We start from the raw sequence: 21,272 nt of genomic DNA, 5'->3' as shown, positions 1-21,272 counted from the left end.
GGCATGGGCCCGCTCACGTTATCTTTTTGCCGCTTATACGGCGCTCCTAAGACTGCCCTGATTCTGGTAACCATAATGTTAATGAGGTTTTTTTACCATGAATCAGACGCTACTTTCCTCTTTTGGCACTTCAACTCAACGTGTTGAACATGCACTGGATGCACTGCGCGAAGGCCGCGGTGTGATGGTGCTTGACGATGAAAACCGTGAAAACGAAGGCGACATGATTTTCGCCGCCGAAAACATGACCGTTGAACAGATGGCGCTGACCATCCGTCACGGCAGCGGCATCGTATGCCTGTGTATTACCGAAGATCGTCGTAAGCAGCTTGAGTTGCCGATGATGGTTGAGAACAACACCAGCGCCTTTGGTACCGGCTTTACCGTGACCATTGAAGCGGCGCATGGCGTGACTACCGGTGTATCGGCGGCTGACCGCCTGACCACCGTGCGTGCCGCCATTGCTGATGATGCGAAACCTTCCGATCTGCATCGTCCAGGCCACGTCTTCCCGCTGCGCGCGCAGGCGGGCGGCGTGCTGACCCGTGGCGGTCACACTGAAGCGACTATCGACCTGGTGACACTGGCGGGCTTTAAGCCTGCGGGCGTGCTGTGTGAACTGACCAACGATGACGGCACCATGGCCCGCGCGCCAGAGTGCATCACCTTTGCGCGTCTGCACAACATGCCGGTTGTCACAATTGAAGATCTGGTGGAATACCGCCAGGCGCACGAGCGCAAGGCCAGCTGAGACAGCTAATGTGAAAAAGCCGGGGAAACCCGGCTTTTTTGTCGCTAGTGGTAGTTAATTTTAAACAGCACCACGGTTTCAAACGGTCCGGACTGGATCGCTTTTCCCTCATCCCACGACAGCTCTGCCGTGTACTTTTGCTCATACTGCAACGTACTCCCGGTGAAGTCGGCATACTCCTGGTAGTGGTTGAAGGTAAACGGCTCCGTTCCGTTCAGAATACGCAGTTTTAGCCCGTTGCCAATCAACAGCGCCGTATCGTCAGCGCTGAGTTTTTCGTTCGTGTAGAATGACGAGTCCATTTTGAATCCATCAGAGCACTGCGCGTCCTGCACCTTGGTGGTTTTGACCGTAAATTCGCGAACGCGCGTTTTCTGGTTCACGATGTCGCGAGCGCTGAAGGTACCAAAATCGATCTCCTGGTTTTCAGGGTAGATGCTGAAGGTTGCCCCGCAGTCCAGAACGGTAATGTTTTGCAAGCCGTTGATGTGATACTTCAGGTTTTTCGCGTCGGCCATCTGGTTGACCCCGCCTTTACCGTCAAACTGCACCACGATGTAATCGCCGAGGGAACTCACGTAGCCGTGAGGCGGAATCGCCTTAATTTTTACAAACAGGCGAAAGCGGGCAATAAACGTGCGTGTCGGATGAATGTCATCCGGGTTTCCTGAGCAGATCAGGTTTTCCCAGCCCATCTGCCGTATCTGATCCGGGGTATAGATGAGGATATTCTTGTTATCAAGACACTGGCGGGTGTCCACGCCATTCGGCTGGCCCGTGGCATCGTAATCCACCCCTTCGTAGGTTACGCCAAGCTCATAGTAAGGGTCCGTTGCGGCAGGATAAGGGTTAACCCAGGCGAATACGTCTTCCGGCTCAAAGCCGCCGTTGACGTTGTGATCGCAGGTAACCGGGATTTTAATGTCATCTGATTCCCAGATTTTCTGCCCCACCTGCGCGTTGCTGGGGATAGCAAAGGGCGAGATGGTTTTTGTCTCTTCAACCGGCCCGCCTGAAGCACCAAGATAGCAGTCCAACGCCAGCGCTTCTCTTACGGGCAGAGCGGATATCAGCAGCAGGAACAGCAGATTAGCGAGCTTGCGCATTTTTATCGACCTTATGCTCGCTGAGCGTACATTTCGCCGTGCCTGAACATTGCGCGTCGACCTTTTTCAGCGCACCGTAATCATCGATGTAGCCAATGCTGTAGTAGCTGCCGTGATAGTCACCGGTAGAGGTTGTTGCCGTCGCAAACGGGGCGATCATCAGGCTGTCAAAACCGGGCAGCATGGTTTTCGCATTTTTGCTCAGCCACGCCAGCGTGATGTAATAAGGTGTAGGGTTATGCACGGTGAGCCCTTTCGCGTTTGCGGTGACTTCCATACGCATTTCTGCCTGATCGCCTGCCTTTTTGGCGATCGCTTTGGGACGCCAGAACAGTTTGATCCTGCTCTGCATCGCGACCTGCATTACGCTGCGTTCCTCGCTCGCGCTGGAACTTTTCGGCGGCACCTCGCGCAGGTTGAAATAAAACAGTGATTCCCGGTCTTTCGGCAACCGGGCGGTCGCGGCTTGCTTCACAATCCGGACCTGAGACGAGGCGCCCGCTTCAAGACGTTGAATCGGCGGAAGCGCCATAAAATGGCTGTCCTCCTTGCGTCCGTTTTCATCTTCTATCCAGGAGAGCGCCAGATAAGGCAACGTTTTGCTCTGGTTATCAATCTTGAGGCTGCTGGCCTTATCGCTTTCCGGAAACACAATGCGGGTGCGGTCCAGGTTAACGGCGGCGTGGGTGGTAAATGCGGTGCCGATTAACATCAGGCACAGGCTAGTGAATGAGGTCAGTTTCATCATGGTTTCTTACTGGCATGGCAGTATCAACTGCATACTGTTTTCAAGGTGTGAAGGCAGCGAGAAGCGACACTGCTGATTGTCACCCCACGTTACCCGCAATTGTTGTTCAGGCTCTACCGCACCCAGCCAGACGTGGCCTTCGTCGGCGACCATGCCGATTTGCTGGTCACTTTCCAGCAGGTGAACAATCGCGCCCAGCGGCGGGGTGCCGGCTGGCGTACGTAGAATGCCGGCAATATCGTTGCCTGCGCGCGTCGCAATCTGGCGATAGCCAATCGCCCCCTCGGTCCAGGTGGTGGTCGTAATGCGGTTGTCCACATCGACGCCGTCAGGCAGGTTATCCAGATTGACCTGTACGCTGGCGGGAGAGTAACTGGAAACCGACGGTAAAACGCCGATACCAAAGCGGTTGGTTTCATCCCGTGACATGTTCAGCGGAATGTTGCCGACGCCGTCGGTGCTGACCATCACGCGCGGTTCGTTTCCGTAGCTGCGACGGTGCAGCGCTGCGCCTTTGGCCGTTGAGGTAAACGAGCCATTCCAGCTGGCGCTCAGGGAGTTATATTCATCAGCTTTATAACTTCCGGAGATATTCAGATCGCCAAACGGTGAATAATGCTGATAGTTACCGCTCATCTGTGCGCCCGCGTCCGCGTGTTCACTCTCCGTCCCCGCGGAGACGCCCCAGGTATTATTGCGATCGGACGTGTCGTACCAGGAGACATTTTGGCTCAGGCTATCGCTGTTGTGCAGATCGTAACTGAGGCGATGATCCGGATCGATCGGTACGCTCAGGGACAGGTAAAATTGCGTATCGTCGTCTTCATCCTCGTAATGGGTCTTGCTCCAGGAGAGGGTGACGCCGAGGTTTTTCCAGCGCCCCAGATCAAAGTTATAGCCTGCGGTAATGCTTCCGGTCGTGGACGGGGCTTCGTTCCACCAGGTCTGACGCAGTACGTTGACGTAGAGGTTGAGCGATAACGGGCTGATGTACTGGCTGGCGGTTACGCTCAGCGTCTGCTTTTCTGTCTGACGATCGTTGTCGTCATAATCAAGGAAGCGGGCATAGCTCAGGAATTTCCGATCGGAGTAGCGGTAGCTGGCAAGCGTAAGCTGGCTGCCGGTGGTATCGAAACGCTTACTGTAGTTAAAACGATAGCTGTAACCCGTCTGGCTATCCTGGAAGGGGAGCTGGCTGGTGGCCTGCGTGACGTCAAAAGAGAGGGCACCCAGATGCGCCATATTTTGCCCGATCCCAGCGGCAATGGAACGGTAATGATCCCCGTCGGCAAGCGTCCCGCCATAGAGCGAGGTGTTTGACAGCATTCCCCATGAGAATTCACCGCTCATAAAACCGGTGTCTTCGACATCGTGAGAGGCGTCTTTACGCGCTTTACCCGCCGCCAGCTTGTAGCGAACCTGCCCTTTACGCGTTAAAAAAGGCACCGATTCCGCCGAGACCTGGAAAGTGCTGACGCGCCCGTCTTCCTCCGTCACTTTTACGTCCAGCGTCCCCTGAACGGACTGGTTAAGATCCTGAATAACAAAGGGACCAGGCGGAACTTTACTTTGATAAATTACGCGATCGGCCAGGCTGACGGTGACGGTCGCGTTGGTTTGCGCGATACCGGTAATTTGTGGCGCATAGCCACGCAGCGACCAGGGGAGCATGCGCTCATCGCTGATCAGGGAGGCGCCGGTATAGGTAAAAGCGTCAAAGATTGAGGACTGGAAGTCCGTTTCACCCAGCGTCAGCTTAGCACCAAGTGAAGGAAGAGGGCGGAACATGTAGACGCGCGAAAAGCGTCCGTCATGATCCGAACCTGCATCGGTATGCGTTTGGCTGTACTGATAATCACTGCGCAGGCGCCATGCGCCCATATTCGCGCCCGCCGTGCCATAGGTGTTGGCGTTGTTGGTGCTGCTGCCGTCGCTGGGCTGATAGTGGCTGGCGAACAGGTTGTAATCCAGAATCACGCCCGGTACGCCATTGTCCCACGTTGCGGGTGGCATCCAGTCGGCGGCGCGGTACAGCAACCATGCCTGGGGTACGGTGACCTTCAGCGTCTGGGTCGCTTGTTCAAAATTAAAGGTGATATCCGGTCTGGAGGAAAAGTCGACGCATCCCTCTTTTTCGGGTAAGGCGTCGCGGACTTCCTCTTTCAGGGCAAACGTATCCGCCAGTTCAGGAGGAATACACACCTGTACCGTGTTATTTACCTCTTTCCAGCTAAGCTGCCAGCCGTTAGCCAGCGGTGTGTCGTTAATGGATACGGTAACAAAATAGCTGCCAGGGGTAACCGCTATTTCATTTTTAAAAAGGGAGAGATCAACGCTACTCCGCTGGTCTTTATCAATGGCATTGATATTAAACTCGGTGGCAGAGGCAATCTTCGTCATTAACAGGGACGCAATGATGATTTTAGATTGTAATTTATATGTCATCATCCTGTTACCAAAATAATATCACATACCGGCTGGCAAATAATGCCAGCCGGTTTTATCGTGATGCATTACCTTATTTGTACATCAGCACATAGTTGGCAGTCGCTTCAACCTGACCCGCTGTGGCAGTTTTACCCTGAGCAACTTCCATTAATGCTTTGAAGTGCAGAGTCTGAGTGGTGGAACCCGCCAGCAGATCGACCGTTTGAGCCGAACCCAGGGTGATGTTGGCTTCGTTGTTGTCCAGCAGACGAACACCGACGTTCTGAGCACCGCTTGCATAGGTGTTGCTCATCAGGCTGGTGTCAGTAGCGTCAGTTGCTGCGCTGGTGAAGGTCACGTCAACTTTGGTCACTGGCGTATCCGTTTCGTCCGCCGGATCGTCAAGCTGGCAGTTCTCCAGATTGATATCAACCGGAACAGCGGTAGACTTTTTGTTAGCGTTGATCACGGCAGTGGTAACTTCACCGAGGTCCACTTCTTTATCAACGCTGTCTGGTGCAATGCTGCACGGTGCATCAATGACCACGCCTTTGAATTTGATTTTGCCGGAACCCTGGTCATCAGCAAAAGCAGAACCCGAAACGATGGCAGCCATCGCAACCGCTAACAATACTTTTTTACCCATATACATGAAAATATCCTTTTTCAATTGAATTCATAATCTGAATATTAATTTTCAGAATACTCGCAAAGTATAACGGGATGAGGGAGGCTTTTACGATTAATGAGGCTTAAAGATATTTTTAGAGGAGGTTAATATATAATTTATTACTATCGTAACCGGTTAATATTTCATGCAGCAGCGGTTTTTTAAGCGCAATTTAATTGGGGAATATTGCACTTAAAAATATCCATAAAAACTCTTGATTTTCCAATTGTAAATACAGAGCCGCAGACAGTGTAAAATGCAACGGCTGTGCTGGGGCGCATCAAAGAATTGCCCTCATCGATGAGGGCATCCGTGTCAGCCTATACCTGCCGTTTGCAGCAGAACCAGGCTTAACCCCATCACCGACATGCCGCACAGCACGCCGTAGCTGGGATTATTGTTAGGATCGATCTCTTTCGCCAGCGGCATCAGCTCATCTACGGAGAGGGCAACCATAATCCCGGCCACGGCAGCCATAATCGCCGCCATCACGACAGGGGAGACGAGGCTTCCAAGGATCAGCCACGCCAGCACGCCGCCGAGAATTTCGGCCATCCCGGAAATCCCCGCCCAGAAGACGGCTGTACGTTTTGAACCCGTTGCGGCATAAACCGGCCCGGCCACGGCAAGTCCTTCAGGAATATTGTGTAAGGCTACCGCCAGCGCGACACCAAATCCCATTTCCAGATTACTGCTGGCCGTGACATACGTGGCGACACCTTCCGGGAAGTTGTGCAGGCTGATACCCAGCGTCAGCAGGATCGCCGTGCGCTTGATGTTGCCGGGGATTGGAGTAACGCTTTTTTGCATCAAATCCTGAGGGTGGGCGTGGGGCAGCATACGGTCGAGCGCAAAATAGCCCAGCAGGCCGACGATGAACATGCCGTAGCCCAGAACCGGAGACATGCCCTCGGTGTGAAGTGCTGCTGGCAGCATCTCCATCAGCGAGATAAGCAGCATGATGCCAGCGGCGAAGCCCAGCGAGAACGCCAGAAGACGATTAGACGGTTTTTGCCCGAGCACGCCGAGGAACGCACCGATAAAGGTCGCGGCACCCGCAAGCACGGTCAAAATTAAGGGTACTGACATGCACTCTCCTTAAGGGATATCTTACGTTCAAATTTCCTGATGATGATCTTCACGGTTATCTGCGTTTATCTTCACCTGAATGCGCGTAATGTAGAACCATCAAATTGACACCTTCTCTAAGGATACCACCATGTCTTCTTCTCGTATGCCTGCACTGTTTTTAGGCCACGGCAGCCCAATGAACGTTCTGGAAGACAACGTTTATACCCGCGCCTGGCGTCATCTGGGGGAGACATTGCCGCGTCCGAAGGCGATTGTGGTGGTGTCTGCGCACTGGTTTACCCGTGGTACCGGCGTGACGGCCATGGAAACGCCTAAAACCATTCATGATTTCGGCGGCTTCCCGCAGGCGCTGTATGATACGCATTATCCGGCTCCCGGCTCGCCTGCGCTGGCACAGCGGCTGGTAGAGTTGCTCGCACCTGTTCCAGTGGCGCTGGATAAAGAAGCCTGGGGCTTTGACCACGGCTCGTGGGGTGTACTGATTAAGATGTACCCTGATGCAGATATTCCGATGGTGCAGTTAAGTATCGACAGCACTAAACCGGCGGCCTGGCATCTGGAAATGGGCCGCAAACTGGCGACCCTGCGTGATGAGGGCATCATGCTGGTGGCAAGCGGCAACGTGGTGCATAACCTGCGTACGGCGCGCTGGCACGGTGAGAACACGCCATACCCGTGGGCGAGCGCTTTTAACGCCTACGTCAAAGCGAACCTGACCTGGCAAGGCCCGGTTGAGAAGCATCCGTTAGTGAACTATCTGGATCACGAAGGCGGTTCGCTCTCTAACCCGACGCCGGAACACTTCCTGCCGCTGCTGTATGTGTTAGGTGCATGGGACGGTCAGGAGCCGGTTACCATTCCGGTTGACGGCATTGAGATGGGCAGTTTGAGTATGCTGTCGGTGCAGGTGGGGTAAAAACATGCCCGGTAAGCGTAGCGCCACCGGGCAAGTTTTATTCAACAAAAATATGCGGATAGAACCGTGACAGATCCTGCGTAATCAACGCGCGATCTTCGCGAATACCAATCCCGGCAGGTTGATCGTTAATAAGCCAGCTGCCGATCAGCGTATAGCTGTCGCCAAACTTCGGCAGTTGATAAAACTCCTGGACGATCATCCCTTCTTCACCGTACGGCCCTTCAACCGCTTCCAGCGTTTTACCGTTTTCGATAATGGAGACGTTCGCGCCTTCGCGGGAAAAGATAGGCTTAACGACGTATTTCTCCATCGGCGGGAACTCATCTTCGGCAAAGTAAGCTGGCAACAGGTTAGGGTGGTTCGGGAACATCTCCCACAGCATCGGCAGCAGGGCTTTGTTGGAGATAATGCTCTTCCACGCCGGTTCCAGCCAGCGCACGCCCGCGTCTTCCAGCTTGGTGGAGAACATTTCACGCAGCATGTATTCCCACGGATAGAGCTTGAACAGGTTGCTGATCACCTGATCCTGCATATCCGTAAACTGACCTTTTTCACCCAGGCCGATATCCTCGATATAGAGGAACTCCGTCGCCACTTCCGCTTCGGCCGCGCAGTCCTGCAGATACTGAACCGTGCCCCTGTCTTCTTCCGTGTCGCGACAGCAGGCAAGATGCAGCAGATTGAAGCCAAACTGCTCCCGCAGTTCGGCGAAACGCTCAATCAGCTTTTCCTGCAGGCTGTTGAACTGGTCGCTACCTTCCGGCAGGTTTCCGGCGTTCATCTGATCTTCCAGCCAAATCCACTGGAAGAATGCCGCTTCGTAAAGAGAGGTCGGCGTATCCGCGTTGTTTTCTAAAAGCTTCGGCTCACCCACGCCGTCCCACGCCAGATCGAGGCGAGAGTAAAGCGAAGGCTGATTCGTTTTCCACGACTGACGAACGAAACTCCAGGTGTGCTTCGGAATACGGAATTTAGTCATCAGCTCGTCGCTGTCGATGACTTTATCCACCACCTTCAGGCACATCTGGTGCAGCTCGGCCGTCACCTCTTCCAGTTTTTCCACCTGGTCGAGCGTCAGTTTGTAGTAAGCATCTTCACACCAGTACGGCTCGCCGTACATGGTGTGGAAGTTAAAACCGTATTCAGTGGCTTTTTCGCGCCAGTCCGGGCGCTCGGTAATACCGACTCGTTCCATGATCAGCCGCCCATTGAGCGAGTGGAAGTGCCTGTTGCACTACGCTGCATGCTGGTCTGTTTCGCCACAGACTCACCGAACCCACCGCGGGTGATAGTGCTGGTGGTCGCAGGCTTCGGCGCCATCGCGGTTTTCGGGACGGTCACGGTGCGGCCCGGGGTCGCTGCGCCATAGCCTTTGCCGCTGGCATCGGTATATTGACCATAAGCCGGGCTGGCCGGGTTTTTCGAGCTAAACAGCGGTTGCTGCTGATAGCCCGCACCGCCGCCCATCAGGCGGCCCATCATGTAGCCTGCCATTAATGGCATCCAGAAGCTGCCGCTGGACTGCGCCTGCGCCTGATTCTCCGGCGCAGTACCTGCCTGAGCTGGCGTCTGCTGACACTGTCCTTCACCAAATTCCGCCACGCAGTCTTCGCGTGAGGCGTATTTCGGCGCGGTGCGTTCCGCTTCTTTCAGGGCGTTGGTGTAGGCGGTTTTACATTCTGCTGCCTGGCCGGTTGCGGCGGAGCAGTCGTCCGCGTTTTGATACAGCGAAACCGTTTCGTCGTTTTTCTCACAGCCTGCCAGCATAAAGACCGCAGTTACTGCCAGCGCAACAGGGGTGAGATGACGTGCGTTCCAGCTTTTGCGGAACGACGCGTGATTGATCGTTTTTGTCCGTTTCATGTTTGTCTTCCAGGACCCAGTGGTAATAACGCTCAGGATAGTGGATGAGTGGTTGAAAATGAAGCGAAGAGGGTCGGAATCAGGGGGATCTTTACGTTGGCTTACGTTCGGGTGTGATTCAGCAGCGCCCTCTCCCGGTGAGAGAGGGCGTGATAACACTCTTAGTTACGGAACGGGTTAGAACCGCTGCTTGCAGGTGCCGTGCTACGCGCGGCCGCTGGCTGTGCGGCAGGGGCGCTGCCGTTAGCGTTGAAGTTATCAACGGCGGCAACCTGCTCCGGGTTCTCCGGCGCAACGCTGTCCGGCGAGGTAGAGACCGGTTTGCCCAGCGCGCTGTTCAGCATCTGCAGGTCTTGCTCGTTCAGCGTACCCAGAGCCTGCTTAATGTTCAGCTGGTTAATCAGGTACTGATAACGCGCGCTGGAGAGCTGCTGTTTCGCGTTGTACAGCGTGGTGGTCGCGTCGAGCACGTCAACGATAGTACGTGTACCGACCGAGTAACCCGCTTCCATCGCGTCCAGGGAGCTCTGTGCAGACACAACGGCCTGTTTATAGGCGTTGATGCTGCTGATAGACGCGTTCACGTTGTTGAAGGACGAACGCACGGTCTGCACCACGTTGCGGTGCGCGCTTTCCAGCTGCTCGCTCGCGCCAACAAAGTTGTACTGCGCCTGTTTCACCTGAGAGTTGACCTGACCGCCCTGGTACAGTGGCAGAGAGAAGCTCAGGCCCACTTTGTTCTGACCCATATTGCTGTCGTCATACTGGGCAGAATTGGTTTTAGAGCCGCTGTAGGTCGTGTCAGAAACGCCGGTGGACGCGCTCAGGCTCAGGGTTGGCAGATGGCCGTCCTGCGCCTGACGAATTTGCTCGCGGGCCAGGTCCTGGCTCAGACGCGCCTGCAGCAACGTCAGGTTGCGGTTTTCCGCCTCTTTCAGCAGGGCGTTAACGGCCTGCGGCTTATCCGTTTTGAAGCTGTCGACGTTCAGGGAAGCCAGCTCAGGATAGTAATTCCCGGTGACCTGGCGCAGGGATTCCAGCGCGTTGTCGAGGTTGTTACGCGCGGTCACTTCGTTGGCCAGCACGGTGTCGTACTGTGAACGGGCGTTCTGCACGTCGGTGATCGCCACCAGACCCACGTTGAAGCGCTGGGTGGTTTGATCCAACTGGCGGTAGATCGCCTGTTTCTGCGCTTCGGTGTAGGAGAGCGCGTCAATGGCGCTCAGCACGTTGAAGTACGCGGTGGCAGTATTCAGGATCAGCGTTTGCTGGTCGGTCTGATAGGTCACATCCTGGATGCCCGCGCTCTTTTCCTGCAGGGTCAGGGCGCGCCATTTGGACATATCAAACAGCGTCTGTGTTAATTGCAGTGAGGCGCTGGTAGCATTGGAGTTAACGCCGTTAGCGTCGCGGAAACCGTTGCTGTAGGTATAATCTGCACCTAAACCTAACTGCGGCAGCAGTGGGCTACGCGCTTCGTTAATCTTTTCAAACGCAGCATCACGATCGGCCGCTGATTTACGTAAATCAGGGTTGCCCAGACGTGCCTGCTGGTAGACCTGTAACAGGTTTTCCGCCTGGCTCATTGCACTGAAGCCCGTCAGGCTCAGGCCGATAAGGATGGGGAGCAATTTCTTCATTTGCATTCCTTGTTGTGAAGCAGTATTAGCGCTGATCTAATTAAAAAATAATTGCCGATTCTAACAGAATCATCCACACCAAAAGGTTGGCGTTACGTGCCATCTGGCGGTAATTTGCACCAATCTACCATATAGCCTTACAAACGGCAGCCAAACAGCCTTGAAATTCATAATTTCATCACCATTGCTACCAGGACTCGACTCATGCAAAAACCAGAAAAGTTGCCCGTGACATTCGCCAAAAACGATGTAGAAATTATTGCACGAGAAACGCTTTATAGCGGTTTTTTTTCGATGGATCTTTACCGTTTCAGGCATCGCCTGTTCAACGGTGAAATGAGCGGCGAAATCAGACGTGAAATTTTTGAGCGCGGGCATGCGGCTGTCTTGCTACCCTTTGACTCAGTGCGTGACGAAGTCGTGCTGGTGGAGCAGATCCGCATTGCCGCGTATGACACCAGTGAAAGCCCGTGGCTGCTGGAGATGGTGGCAGGGATGATCGAAGAGGGCGAGTCGGTTGAAGACGTCGCCCGTCGCGAGGCGCTGGAAGAGGCCGGGCTGGTGGTAGGCCGCACAAAACCAGTGTTGAGCTATCTGGCGAGTCCGGGTGGCACCAGCGAACGCTTATCCATTATGGTGGGCGAAGTGGACGCCACGACCGCAGAAGGTATTCACGGTCTGGCTGATGAAAACGAAGATATTCGGGTTCATGTGGTGAGCCGGGAACAGGCTTATCAGTGGGTAGAAGAGGGGAAAATCGACAACGCAGCGTCTGTCATCGCCCTGCAATGGCTGCAGCTGCATTATCAGACATTACGAAACGAGTGGAAAAAATGAAGCGCTATACGCCTGACTTCCCAGAAATGATGCGCCTGTGCGAAACCAATTTCGCACAGCTGCGCCGCCTGCTGCCGAGAAACGACGCACCCGGCGAAACGGTAAGCTATCAGGTAAGCAACGCGCAGTATCGGTTAACGATAACAGAATCAACGCGCTACACTACGCTGGTGGAAATAGAACAAACAGCGCCCAGCATCAGCTACTGGAGCATGCCGTCAATGACGGTGCGTCTCTATCATGACGCGATGGTCGCTGAAGTGTGTTCAAGTCAGCAGATCTTTCGCTTCAAGGCGCGGTATGATTATCCGAATAAAAAGTTGCATCAACGCGACGAAAAGCATCAAATTAACCAGTTTTTAGCCGACTGGCTAAGATATTGTTTAGCACATGGAGCAATGGCGATTCCGGTTTGTTAGCGTCATAAACCTACCTAAGGACACCATTTGGAAAGCCTGTTGAACCTGACTGTTGCTGGTGGGGCGCCAGTCAGGATATTACAAATCACCGATACCCACCTTTTTGCCGAAAAGCATGAAACTTTGCTGGGGGTTAATACCTGGGAGAGTTATCAGGCGGTACTGAGCGCCATTCACGCTGAACATCGCGACTGCGACCTGATTGTCGCAACGGGCGATCTGGCGCAGGACCAGTCCTCCGCGGCCTACCAGCATTTTGCTGAAGGCATCGCGAGCTTTAGCGTGCCTTGCGTCTGGCTGCCCGGAAACCACGATTTCCAGCCCGCAATGTACAGCTCCCTTCAGGATGCGGGGATTTCTCCGGCGAAGTGCGTATTTGCGGGTGAACAGTGGCAGATCCTGCTGCTGGACAGCCAGGTATTTGGCGTCCCGCACGGTGAATTAAGCGAGTTTCAACTCGACTGGCTGGAGACCAAACTGGCTGCCGAACCTGAACGTCATACGCTGCTGTTGCTCCATCATCATCCGCTGCCGGCGGGCTGCAGCTGGCTGGATCAGCACAGCCTGCGTAACTCCGCGGCGCTGGATAGCGTGCTGGCGAAATACCCGCGCGTGAAACACCTGCTGTGCGGACACATCCATCAGGAACAGGATCTCGACTGGAACGGACGCCGCATGCTGGCGACGCCGTCAACCTGTGTGCAGTTTAAGCCGCACTGCGCCAACTTTACGCTGGATACCATCGCGCCAGGCTGGCGCTGGCTGGAACTGCATGCCGACGGCACGCTGACCACGGAAGTCTGCCGTCTGGCAGGCGCAGAGTTCCGCCCGGATACCGCTTCAGAAGGCTACTGATGTCTACGCTCCTTTATCTGCACGGATTCAACAGCTCGCCGCGCTCCGCAAAAGCGACGCAGTTTCGCCAGTGGCTGAGCGAGCATCACCCCCACGTTGAGATGATTATCCCGCAGCTGCCGCCGTACCCGGCGGAGGCGGCGGAAATGCTCGAATCGATCGTGCTTGAACACGGCGGTGAATCCTTTGGCGTAGTCGGCTCATCGCTGGGCGGGTACTATGCCACCTGGCTCTCACAATGCTTTATGCTGCCCGCCGTTGTGGTTAATCCGGCGGTACGGCCATTTGAGCTGCTGAGGGACTTTCTTGGCGAAAACGAGAACCCCTACACCGGGCAGCAATATGTGCTAGAGTCACGCCATATTTACGATCTCAAAGTTATGCAGGTCGACCCGCTTGAAGCGCCGGATCTCATCTGGCTGCTGCAGCAGACGGGTGATGAAGTGCTGGATTACCGCCAGGCAGTGGCGTATTACGCCTCCTGCCGCCAGACTATAGAAGAGGGCGGAAACCATGCTTTCACGGGCTTTGAGGATCATTTCACCCAGATTGTCGATTTTCTTGGACTGCACAGCCACTGACAATCAATGCGAATTGCTAGTTTAAATCATGACGCAAACCTATAACGCTGATGCCATTGAGGTACTCACCGGGCTTGAGCCGGTTCGCCGCCGCCCGGGGATGTATACCGATACGACGCGCCCGAACCATCTGGGCCAGGAAGTTATTGATAACAGTGTGGACGAAGCGCTGGCGGGCCATGCCAAACGCGTTGACGTCATCCTGCACGCCGATCAGTCGCTGGAGGTCATCGACGACGGTCGCGGCATGCCGGTGGACATCCACCCGGAAGAGGGCGTGCCTGCCGTTGAGCTGATTCTCTGCCGACTGCACGCGGGCGGTAAGTTCTCCAACAAGAACTATCAGTTCTCCGGTGGTCTGCACGGCGTGGGGATTTCCGTGGTGAACGCCCTGTCCAAACGCGTGGAAGTGAACGTCCGTCGCGACGGCCAGGTCTACAACATCGCGTTTGAAAACGGCGAGAAGGTGCAGGATCTGCAGGTTGTCGGCACGTGCGCTAAACGCAACACCGGCACGAGCGTCCACTTCTGGCCTGACGAAAGCTTCTTCGACAGCCCGCGTTTTTCCGTTTCTCGCCTGACGCATCTGCTGAAAGCCAAAGCGGTACTGTGCCCGGGCGTGGAAATTACCTTTAAAGATCACGTCAACAACACCGAGCAGACCTGGTGCTATGCCGATGGCCTGAACGACTACCTGTGCGAAGCGGTAAACGGCCTGCCGACGCTGCCGGAAAAACCGTTTGTCGGTAACTTTAGCGGTGATACCGAAGCGGTGGACTGGGCGTTGCTGTGGCTGCCGGAAGGCGGCGAGCTGCTGACCGAAAGCTACGTCAACCTGATCCCAACCATGCTCGGCGGTACCCACGTCAACGGCCTGCGTCAGGGACTGCTGGACGCGATGCGTGAGTTCTGCGAATACCGCAACATTCTGCCGCGCGGCGTGAAGCTCTCGGCGGAAGATATCTGGGACCGCTGCGCCTACGTGCTCTCCGTGAAGATGCAGGATCCGCAGTTTGCCGGTCAGACCAAAGAACGTCTGTCATCGCGCCAGTGCGCGGCGTTCGTCTCCGGCGTGGTGAAAGATGCGTTTACCCTGTGGCTGAACCAGAACGTTCAGGCGGCTGAGATGCTGGCTGAAATGGCCATCTCCAGCGCCCAGCGTCGTCTGCGTGCCGCGAAGAAAGTGGTGCGTAAAAAGCTGACCAGCGGCCCTGCGCTGCCGGGCAAGCTGGCGGACTGCACCGCGCAGGATCTCAACCGCACCGAGCTGTTCCTCGTGGAAGGGGATTCGGCGGGTGGGTCGGCCAAACAGGCGCGCGATCGTGAATATCAGGCGATCATGCCACTCAAGGGTAAGATCCTGAACACCTGGGAAGTCTCTTCAGACGAAGTGCTGGCCTCGCAGGAAGTGCACGACATCTCCGTTGCGATCGGCATCGATCCGGACAGCGAGGATCTGAGCCAGCTGCGCTACGGCAAGATCTGCATTCTCGCGGATGCGGACTCCGATGGTCTGCACATCGCCACGCTGCTGTGCGCGCTGTTTGTGAAGCACTTCCGCACGCTGGTGAAAAACGGTCACGTCCACGTGGCGCTGCCGCCGCTCTACCGTATCGACCTCGGCAAAGAGGTGTACTACGCGCTGACGGAAGAAGAGAAGGCGGGCGTGCTGGAGCAGCTTAAGCGTAAGAAGGGCAAACCAAATGTGCAGCGCTTTAAAGGGCTGGGCGAAATGAACCCGATGCAACTGCGCGAAACGACGCTGGATCCGAACACGCGCCGCCTGGTGCAGCTGACGATCAGCGACGAAGACGAACAGCAAACCAACGCCGTGATGGATATGCTCCTCGCCAAGAAACGTTCGGAAGACCGACGTAACTGGCTGCAGGAGAAAGGGGATATGGCGGATATTGAGGCCTGATACCCTCACCCTAACCCTCTCCCACAGGGAGAGGGAATGGATCGTAGGCCCGGTAAGCATTAGCGCCACCGGGCTTTTTTACATCAAAACTCCATCTTCACCGTAAACTGCACTTCGCGCGGGTCGCCAATCTGGTTGCCCAGGTTGTTGGTCGCAATCGACGACGTGTAGTAGGTCTTATCAAACAGGTTCTTCACGTTCACCTGCAGCGTCACCGGATACTGCAGCTTCATCTTATACGCCGCAAACGCATCCGCCACGAAATAGCCCGGCAGATAATAATCCGCACCGTTGGTCGCCGAGCGGCGGCTAACGCCGTGCCCGCCACCGCCGAGCGTCAGGGTATTTCTGGCAAACGCATTGTGAATATCGTAGGTGAGGAAGAGTGAGCCGGTGTGGCGCGGCACGTTCGGCAGCGGTTTACCCGCGTAATCCGGGTCCTCCAGCACCTTCGCGTCGGTATAGCCGTAGCTGGCGATAATATTGGTGTTCTCGGTCAGTGACCCGGCAAGATCCACCTCCACGCCCTGAGATCGCACGCGGCCCGCGGTTTTGGCGATGGTTTCGCCCCCAATGCTTTCGGTATACAGCACGTTGCGCTTGTGAATATCAAACAGCGCGATATTGGCGGTAATGCCGTCGAACAGATCGAACTTTGCCCCTACTTCGTACGCGTTTGAGGTTTCCGGCGGCAGGTCGCCAATGTAGCTCGCAATGGACGACTGCGGCATAAACGTCTGCGAATAGTTGGCAAACAGCGAGACTGCTGGCGTCAGTTTGTAAACCAGCCCCAGCTTCGGCGTCCACTGCTCGTCGCGGCTGTCGGTATTGACGTTAAACGGACGACCTTTGCCCGCGTACTGGGTGTAATACTGGTAGCGCAGCCCGGCGACGGCGATCCATTTATCCGTCAGGTACAGGGCATCCTGGGCGTAGGCCGAGTAGCTCTCCTGCTTGAGCGTCTGGTCGCTGTCAGCGGCGGAGACGGTTGTACACTCGTCGAGTTTGCCGTAAACCGGATTATAGATATTGAAACCTTTAACGTTCTTACAGCGCATCATGTCCTTGCGCAGCAGATCGTAATTTTCATACGACACGCCGGTGAGGATCTCATTATAAAAGCCCGCGATATCCACGTTGCCCTGCAGATCCGCACGGGTGCTGTGCATGCGCTGGGTCGAGCCCTGGGTTGCATCCACCCGGCGGGTCAGGGTGCCGGTTTTTGAATCGTAGGCCATGACGCGGGCCTGGTTGTCGCTGTATTTATCCTGGCTGTAGCTGTAGTCGAACTTCGCGGTCCACTGGCTGTTGAGGCGGTATTCCGCGTTAAGCTGAGCGAGATCGGACTGCCCGTCGGTCACGTTAAACGGCTCGTCAAAGCGGGTTTTGCGATCGACGTCGACGGCCTTTTTAGTGTTGAGATCGAAGATCGTTCCGCGATCGAACGGCGTCTTATAGTCGCGATGCGAATAGAGCACGGTCACGGTGGCATCGTCGCCGAACCAGGTCAGCGACGGGGCGATAAACGTGCTGCGTTCGTTGCCGAAGTTGCGCCAGTAATCCTCGTCCTGATACTCGCCCGTGAGGCGATACGCCAGGCGCGTGCCCTCAATCGGACCGGTGACATCGATCTGTCCGGTGCCGCCGCCAAAGCTGGAAGAGGTGGCAGAAATCGAGCCACCGAAGATTTTCTCCGGGCGCTTCGTGACGACGTTAATCAGGCCGCCCGGATCGAGAATGCCGTACAGCGTTGAGGCCGGGCCTTTCAGCACCTCCACGCGTTCTGTTGCGGCGTTAAAGCTGCGCGGCAGCACGGTGCGCAGGCCGTTGGTCATGATCGAGCCGTCGCGGTTTGCGCCAAACCCGCGGCGCACAAAGGCATCCTGCGTACCGCCCAGGGTGTTGGTCTGCACCACGTTGCTGACGTTATAGAGCGCTTCATCGAGCGTGGTGGCGTGCTGATCCGCCAGCACCTTATCGCTGACGGTATTCACCACCTGCGGGATATCCAGCATCGGCATGTTGGTCAGCGTGGCGGTGGAGGTATTCAGCGGCTGGTAGCCGTTGGTGGCCTCCGCCGTAGCATTTGGATCGGCGGTGACGGTAAGCGTTTCGCCGTCTTTAGCCGTGGTGTCTGCTGCCTGCGACAGCGGCGCCATAAACAGCAGTGAAAAGAGCGCGCGCCCTTTTATCCCAGAGAGTGAAGGTGTGAACGTAGCCATTACAACTGTTATCCCAAAATATCCGTGAAGCACCTTCACGGAAGAACCTGTGAGTCATTGCCCTTTATGGTCTGCCCGTTAGCCAGAACTGGCATCGAACATGTAATTGAGAATCATTCAATCATGCGGAAATGTAGTAGTAAATGAAAAAAGCTAAAAATCGGCTACATCTCTGAAACGTAACGGAAAAGCGCAGTGGTAGCAGGTTAATTAATTGAAAAATAAGTCTTTATTGTTTTACCGGCCAGTGTAGTAGCACACCGTTACCCCTGGTTTTTTCAGGGTGTTTCTTCCCTTGACTACTACACGGCGCGGCCTCAAACTCTCAAAAGAGAATGATTTTTATTTATATTTGTTTCCCTTTTTTTATTACGTTGGCATGCACGTGGCTCACAACACGACAAAACCGGGTCTGGTTCTGGAGAATCTTTCTGCCGGTTATCAGAAAAAAATCATCGTTGATGATATTTCCCTTGCGATCCCCCAGCAGAAAATCACCGTTCTGGTGGGGGCGAACGGCTGCGGAAAATCCACGCTGCTGAGTACCATCGCGCGTTTGCTTCAGCCGCTTGGTGGCGCGGCGGTTCTCGACGGCAAGGCGATCCACGCGCAGCCGACGAAAGCCGTCGCCCGCCAGCTTGGCATCCTGCCGCAGTCTCCGCTGCTGCCGGAAGGGTTAACCGTCTTTGAGCTGGTCTCGCGCGGGCGTTTTCCCTGGCAGAACGTTATGCGCCAGTGGAGCGACGAGGACGAGCAGGCGGTGGAGGAGGCCCTGCGCCTGACCGGCACGGCCGAGTTTGCCCACATGCCCGTCGAAAGCCTGTCCGGCGGCCAGCGTCAGCGCTGCTGGATCGCCATGGCGCTGGCGCAGCAAACGCCCTATATCCTGCTGGATGAACCCACCACGTTCCTCGATCTCCGCTACCAGGTGGAGATCCTCGAACTGCTGCATACGCTGACGCGCGAGCACGGACGTACCGTGGTGGTGGTGCTGCACGATCTCAACTTCGCCGTGAGCTACGGCGATTCGCTGGTCTTTTTACGCCAGGGAAAAGTCGAGGGCGTACTGCATGAAGGGGACGCCTGCACGCCGGAGCTGATTAAAGCGGTGTTTGATGTCGACGTGCATATGTCCATCAATCCGCTGACCGGTAAACCGTTCTTTATGCCGTTTCGCCAGGTCGCAAAACAGCCATGATGCGCACCTCTCTGGCTTTCCTGATGTTCGCCGTGCTGCTGGCAACGGGTGCGATTGCCCATCTGGGGATCGGCGCCCGCTTTATCGCCCCGCATACGGTGGTGGAGGCCATCCTTCACTTCGATCCGCGCAATTTCGACCATAACATCATCATCAAGCTCAGACTGCTGCGCCTCTGCGCCGCGATGGTGACGGGCGCCGCGCTCGGCGTGGCGGGCGTGCTGCTGCAATCCACGATCCGCAACCCGCTCGGCGAACCGCATATTCTGGGGCTCAACGCCGGGGCGGCGCTGGCGGTGGTGCTGACGAGCGCGCTGGGGATGACGCTGCCGTTTGGGCGCCCGCTGATTGCCGCCGCCGGAGCCGCGGCGCTGTTTCTGCTGGTGCTCACGTTCTCCTCGTCCGGACGCACCGGGCTTACGCCGATGAAGGTCACGCTGTGCGGCGTGGCGATGTCGGCGTTTGCCTCGTCGATTACCGCCACGGTGCTCATCCTCGATGAACAGACGTTGCTCGCCATGCGCACCTGGCTGGCGGGGGATTTAGCGGGGGTCAGCGGTGAAACGATTGCCGCTGCCCTGTGGGTGGCTGGCGTGGGCTTTGCGCTGGCGCTCTGGCTGTCGCCCTCGCTCAACATGCTGGCGCTGGGCGACAGAATGGCGCAGGGGCTTGGCGTATCGCTGCTGAAAACGCGGCTGCTTGCCCTGATGGCCATCGCGCTACTCTGCGGTGCGGCGGTCTCCCTCGCCGGGCCGATCGGCTTTATCGGCCTCGTGGTGCCTCAGCTCGTTCGCCGTCTGGTGTCGGTCGATCTGCGCGTGATGGTGCCGATGTCCGCCCTGTGCGGGGCGCTGGTTCTGCTGCTGGCGGATATCGCTGCCCGCACGCTGTTTTCGCCCTGGGAGCTGGCAACCGGCATCATGACCGCGCTGGTTGGCGCCCCGGTCTTTATCTTCATGGCCTCGAGGATGTTCAAATGAACCGCGCCGGACTGCGTGCGCTACGCGTTGGCGCCTTCTCGGCGCTGGTCCGCCCAAAGGCGCTGGTATGTCTGGTCATCCTGACGCTGGCCGCCTGCCTGCTGACGGGGTTTGGCCTGACGCACGGCTCTCTGCCCATCCCCACTTCCGCCATCGGGCGCGCGCTGTTTTATCCAGAAACCCTGACGTCAGAGACGCGCTACATCGTGATGGATATCCGCCTGCCGCGCCTGCTGATGGCGGCGCTGTGCGGTGGGATGCTCGGCATGGCGGGGGCGGCAATGCAGTCCATTACCCGCAATGGCCTGGCCGATCCGGGGCTTATCGGGGTGAAAGAGGGCTGTAGCGCGGCGGTACTGCTGCTGATATTTCAGTTCCCGGCGCTGGGCCTGGCCTGGCGGCCGCTGGTTGGCATGGCCGGGGGGCTGCTCACCGCGCTGCTGGTGGTGGCCCTGGCGCGCGATATCTCACGTCCGCGATTCATCCTGATCGGCATCGGCGTGTCGTGGGTCTTTGCCGCCGCAATGGGCGTCTTTATGACCACGGCGGACGTGCGCGACGTGCAGACGGCGATGCTATGGCTGGCGGGCAGCCTCCACGCGGCAAACTGGATGCTGGTCTGCATTGCCGCTGCCTGGGCGTTTCCGGCGTTTGCGCTGCTGCTGTTTACCGCCCGCGCTGCGGACGTGGCGCTGCTTGGTAACCACACCGCAGCGGGCCTTGGCGTGCGCACAAACCGGCTGGCGCTTCTCAGGGTTCTCGCCCCGGTAGTGCTGACGGCGGCCTGCGTCTCCTGCGTGGGCAGCATTGGTTTTGTCGGGCTGATTGCGCCGCACATGGCGCGCCTGCTGCTCCGCGGCGGGCAAACGGCGCTCCTGACGGGTAGCGCCGTGCTGGGGGCGCTGCTGGTGCTACTGGCGGATAACGTCGGGCGGCTGGCATTCCTCCCGCTGCAGCTGCCGGCGGGAATTGTGATTTCACTGATTGGCGGACCGTTTTTACTGCTGCTGCTCTGGCAGCGTCGGGACAGATTTTAGGGGATT

At 56.6% G+C, this 21,272-nt stretch carries 19 protein-coding genes and 3 pseudogenes; 11 read left to right on the top strand and 11 right to left on the bottom strand.

Annotation, left to right across the window (positions count from 1 at the left end; all coding sequences use genetic code 11):
• The first annotated feature begins 97 nt into the window (after positions 1–97).
• Positions 98–751, top strand: coding sequence for a 3,4-dihydroxy-2-butanone-4-phosphate synthase (gene ribB, locus IM271_RS10360; RefSeq protein ID WP_028017147.1), 654 nt, complete (start codon positions 98–100; stop codon positions 749–751).
• Positions 752–795: 44 nt separating this feature from the next.
• On the opposite strand, the gene IM271_RS10355 is transcribed toward ribB, so the two are convergent.
• The 4 genes and pseudogenes from IM271_RS10355 to IM271_RS10345 form a co-directional block, all read right to left on the bottom strand.
• Complete coding sequence (locus tag IM271_RS10355; protein WP_193052558.1) at positions 796–1,857, bottom strand: fimbrial protein; 1,062 nt, start codon at positions 1,855–1,857, stop codon at positions 796–798.
• The gene (locus tag IM271_RS10350) at positions 1,841–2,602 is read right to left on the bottom strand and encodes a molecular chaperone (protein WP_028014451.1); all 762 of its coding nucleotides are present in this window, start codon (positions 2,600–2,602) and stop codon (positions 1,841–1,843) included. Before IM271_RS10350 ends, IM271_RS10355 begins: the two co-directional genes overlap by 17 nt.
• A 9-nt stretch (positions 2,603–2,611) precedes the next feature.
• Entirely contained in the window at positions 2,612–2,833 is a 222-nt protein-coding gene (locus tag IM271_RS20330) for a FimD/PapC C-terminal domain-containing protein (protein WP_370532090.1), read from the bottom strand.
• A gap of 45 nt (positions 2,834–2,878) precedes the next feature.
• Positions 2,879–4,495 (bottom strand): annotated as a pseudogene (locus IM271_RS10345) (fimbria/pilus outer membrane usher protein); the annotation flags it as partial.
• On the opposite strand from IM271_RS10345, the pseudogene IM271_RS20325 reads away from it, so the two are divergent.
• Positions 4,439–4,561 (top strand): annotated as a pseudogene (locus tag IM271_RS20325) (hypothetical protein); the annotation flags it as partial. The pseudogenes IM271_RS10345 and IM271_RS20325 sit on opposite strands and share 57 nt — an antisense overlap.
• Positions 4,562–4,573: 12 nt before the next feature.
• Here the strand turns inward: IM271_RS20325 and IM271_RS20320 are convergent.
• From IM271_RS20320 to zupT, 3 genes and pseudogenes are all read right to left on the bottom strand, one after another.
• Positions 4,574–5,005, bottom strand: a pseudogene (locus IM271_RS20320) (FimD/PapC N-terminal domain-containing protein); the annotation flags it as partial.
• A 118-nt stretch (positions 5,006–5,123) separates the two neighbouring features.
• Entirely contained in the window at positions 5,124–5,684 is a 561-nt protein-coding gene (locus IM271_RS10340; protein WP_045261131.1) for a fimbrial protein, read from the bottom strand.
• Between the two features lie 333 nt (positions 5,685–6,017).
• Positions 6,018–6,791: a zinc transporter ZupT gene (gene zupT / locus IM271_RS10335; RefSeq protein ID WP_028014448.1), complete on the bottom strand. Its 774-nt coding sequence runs from the start codon at positions 6,789–6,791 to the stop codon at positions 6,018–6,020.
• 130 nt (positions 6,792–6,921) lie between these two features.
• Here zupT and ygiD point away from each other — a divergent pair, with 130 nt between their 5' ends.
• Positions 6,922–7,710, top strand: coding sequence for a 4,5-DOPA dioxygenase extradiol (ygiD, locus tag IM271_RS10330; protein WP_193050829.1), 789 nt, complete (start codon positions 6,922–6,924; stop codon positions 7,708–7,710).
• Between the two features lie 37 nt (positions 7,711–7,747).
• Here the strand turns inward: ygiD and IM271_RS10325 are convergent, their stop codons facing one another.
• The 3 genes from IM271_RS10325 to tolC all read right to left on the bottom strand — a co-directional run bounded on the left by IM271_RS10325 (position 7,748) and on the right by tolC (position 11,216).
• The gene (locus IM271_RS10325) at positions 7,748–8,908 is read right to left on the bottom strand and encodes a glutathionylspermidine synthase family protein (RefSeq protein ID WP_047364600.1); all 1,161 of its coding nucleotides are present in this window, start codon (positions 8,906–8,908) and stop codon (positions 7,748–7,750) included.
• A 2-nt stretch (positions 8,909–8,910) separates the two neighbouring features.
• Positions 8,911–9,576, bottom strand: coding sequence for a DUF1190 family protein (locus IM271_RS10320; protein WP_028014445.1), 666 nt, complete (start codon positions 9,574–9,576; stop codon positions 8,911–8,913).
• A gap of 161 nt (positions 9,577–9,737) precedes the next feature.
• A complete protein-coding gene (gene tolC, locus IM271_RS10315) occupies positions 9,738–11,216 on the bottom strand; it encodes an outer membrane channel protein TolC (protein WP_028014444.1) in 1,479 nt (492 codons plus the stop codon).
• A gap of 204 nt (positions 11,217–11,420) precedes the next feature.
• On the opposite strand from tolC, the gene nudF reads away from it, so the two are divergent.
• Genes nudF through parE form a run of 5 tightly spaced genes read left to right on the top strand, consistent with a single transcriptional unit; the run spans position 11,421 to position 15,829 of the window.
• Positions 11,421–12,053, top strand: a complete 633-nt coding sequence (nudF, locus tag IM271_RS10310) for an ADP-ribose diphosphatase (RefSeq protein WP_193052557.1) — start codon at positions 11,421–11,423, stop codon at positions 12,051–12,053.
• On the top strand, positions 12,050–12,472 hold the full coding sequence (locus IM271_RS10305; protein ID WP_193052556.1) for a DUF1249 family protein: 423 nt from the start codon (positions 12,050–12,052) through the stop codon (positions 12,470–12,472). The genes nudF and IM271_RS10305 overlap by 4 nt, the downstream gene beginning before the upstream one ends.
• A gap of 27 nt (positions 12,473–12,499) precedes the next feature.
• Positions 12,500–13,327: a 3',5'-cyclic-AMP phosphodiesterase gene (gene cpdA / locus IM271_RS10300; protein ID WP_028014441.1), complete on the top strand. Its 828-nt coding sequence runs from the start codon at positions 12,500–12,502 to the stop codon at positions 13,325–13,327.
• Entirely contained in the window at positions 13,327–13,908 is a 582-nt protein-coding gene (yqiA, locus tag IM271_RS10295; protein WP_041908103.1) for an esterase YqiA, read from the top strand. The genes cpdA and yqiA overlap by 1 nt, the downstream gene beginning before the upstream one ends.
• Positions 13,909–13,936: 28 nt before the next feature.
• A complete protein-coding gene (gene parE, locus IM271_RS10290) occupies positions 13,937–15,829 on the top strand; it encodes a DNA topoisomerase IV subunit B (protein ID WP_028014439.1) in 1,893 nt (630 codons plus the stop codon).
• Between the two features lie 83 nt (positions 15,830–15,912).
• Here the strand turns inward: parE and IM271_RS10285 are convergent, their stop codons facing one another.
• Positions 15,913–18,051, bottom strand: a complete 2,139-nt coding sequence (locus IM271_RS10285) for a TonB-dependent siderophore receptor (RefSeq protein WP_193052555.1) — start codon at positions 18,049–18,051, stop codon at positions 15,913–15,915.
• Positions 18,052–18,436: 385 nt separating this feature from the next.
• Between IM271_RS10285 and IM271_RS10280 the strand changes: the two genes are divergently transcribed.
• From IM271_RS10280 to IM271_RS10270, 3 genes are read left to right on the top strand one after another with little or no spacing between them, the layout of a single operon-like run.
• On the top strand, positions 18,437–19,249 hold the full coding sequence (locus tag IM271_RS10280) for an ABC transporter ATP-binding protein (RefSeq protein ID WP_028014437.1): 813 nt from the start codon (positions 18,437–18,439) through the stop codon (positions 19,247–19,249).
• Positions 19,246–20,229: an iron ABC transporter permease gene (locus IM271_RS10275; protein ID WP_193052554.1), complete on the top strand. Its 984-nt coding sequence runs from the start codon at positions 19,246–19,248 to the stop codon at positions 20,227–20,229. Before IM271_RS10280 ends, IM271_RS10275 begins: the two co-directional genes overlap by 4 nt.
• On the top strand, positions 20,226–21,266 hold the full coding sequence (locus IM271_RS10270; protein WP_193052553.1) for an iron ABC transporter permease: 1,041 nt from the start codon (positions 20,226–20,228) through the stop codon (positions 21,264–21,266). The genes IM271_RS10275 and IM271_RS10270 overlap by 4 nt, the downstream gene beginning before the upstream one ends.
• Positions 21,267–21,272: the final 6 nt, after the last annotated feature.

It is taken from the genome of Enterobacter cloacae complex sp. I3 (assembly GCF_014896175.1).
GTDB lineage: Bacteria > Pseudomonadota > Gammaproteobacteria > Enterobacterales > Enterobacteriaceae > Enterobacter > Enterobacter bugandensis.
Note: the sequence above shows the minus strand (reverse complement) of the source record. Positions and strands in the feature narration are given on the sequence as shown.

Bases quoted from the DNA above. Each gene is read 5' to 3' on its own strand.
- ribB (WP_028017147.1), top strand. From the start codon at position 98: ATGAATCAGACGCTACTTTCCTCTTTTGGCACTTCAACTCAACGTGTT.
- IM271_RS10355 (WP_193052558.1), bottom strand. From the start codon at position 1,857: ATGCGCAAGCTCGCTAATCTGCTGTTCCTGCTGCTGATATCCGCTCTG.
- IM271_RS10350 (WP_028014451.1), bottom strand. From the start codon at position 2,602: ATGAAACTGACCTCATTCACTAGCCTGTGCCTGATGTTAATCGGCACC.
- IM271_RS10340 (WP_045261131.1), bottom strand. From the start codon at position 5,684: ATGTATATGGGTAAAAAAGTATTGTTAGCGGTTGCGATGGCTGCCATC.
- zupT (WP_028014448.1), bottom strand. From the start codon at position 6,791: ATGTCAGTACCCTTAATTTTGACCGTGCTTGCGGGTGCCGCGACCTTT.
- ygiD (WP_193050829.1), top strand. From the start codon at position 6,922: ATGTCTTCTTCTCGTATGCCTGCACTGTTTTTAGGCCACGGCAGCCCA.
- IM271_RS10325 (WP_047364600.1), bottom strand. From the start codon at position 8,908: ATGGAACGAGTCGGTATTACCGAGCGCCCGGACTGGCGCGAAAAAGCC.
- IM271_RS10320 (WP_028014445.1), bottom strand. From the start codon at position 9,576: ATGAAACGGACAAAAACGATCAATCACGCGTCGTTCCGCAAAAGCTGG.
- tolC (WP_028014444.1), bottom strand. From the start codon at position 11,216: ATGAAGAAATTGCTCCCCATCCTTATCGGCCTGAGCCTGACGGGCTTC.
- nudF (WP_193052557.1), top strand. From the start codon at position 11,421: ATGCAAAAACCAGAAAAGTTGCCCGTGACATTCGCCAAAAACGATGTA.
- IM271_RS10305 (WP_193052556.1), top strand. From the start codon at position 12,050: ATGAAGCGCTATACGCCTGACTTCCCAGAAATGATGCGCCTGTGCGAA.
- yqiA (WP_041908103.1), top strand. From the start codon at position 13,327: ATGTCTACGCTCCTTTATCTGCACGGATTCAACAGCTCGCCGCGCTCC.
- parE (WP_028014439.1), top strand. From the start codon at position 13,937: ATGACGCAAACCTATAACGCTGATGCCATTGAGGTACTCACCGGGCTT.
- IM271_RS10285 (WP_193052555.1), bottom strand. From the start codon at position 18,051: ATGGCTACGTTCACACCTTCACTCTCTGGGATAAAAGGGCGCGCGCTC.
- IM271_RS10275 (WP_193052554.1), top strand. From the start codon at position 19,246: ATGATGCGCACCTCTCTGGCTTTCCTGATGTTCGCCGTGCTGCTGGCA.
- IM271_RS10270 (WP_193052553.1), top strand. From the start codon at position 20,226: ATGAACCGCGCCGGACTGCGTGCGCTACGCGTTGGCGCCTTCTCGGCG.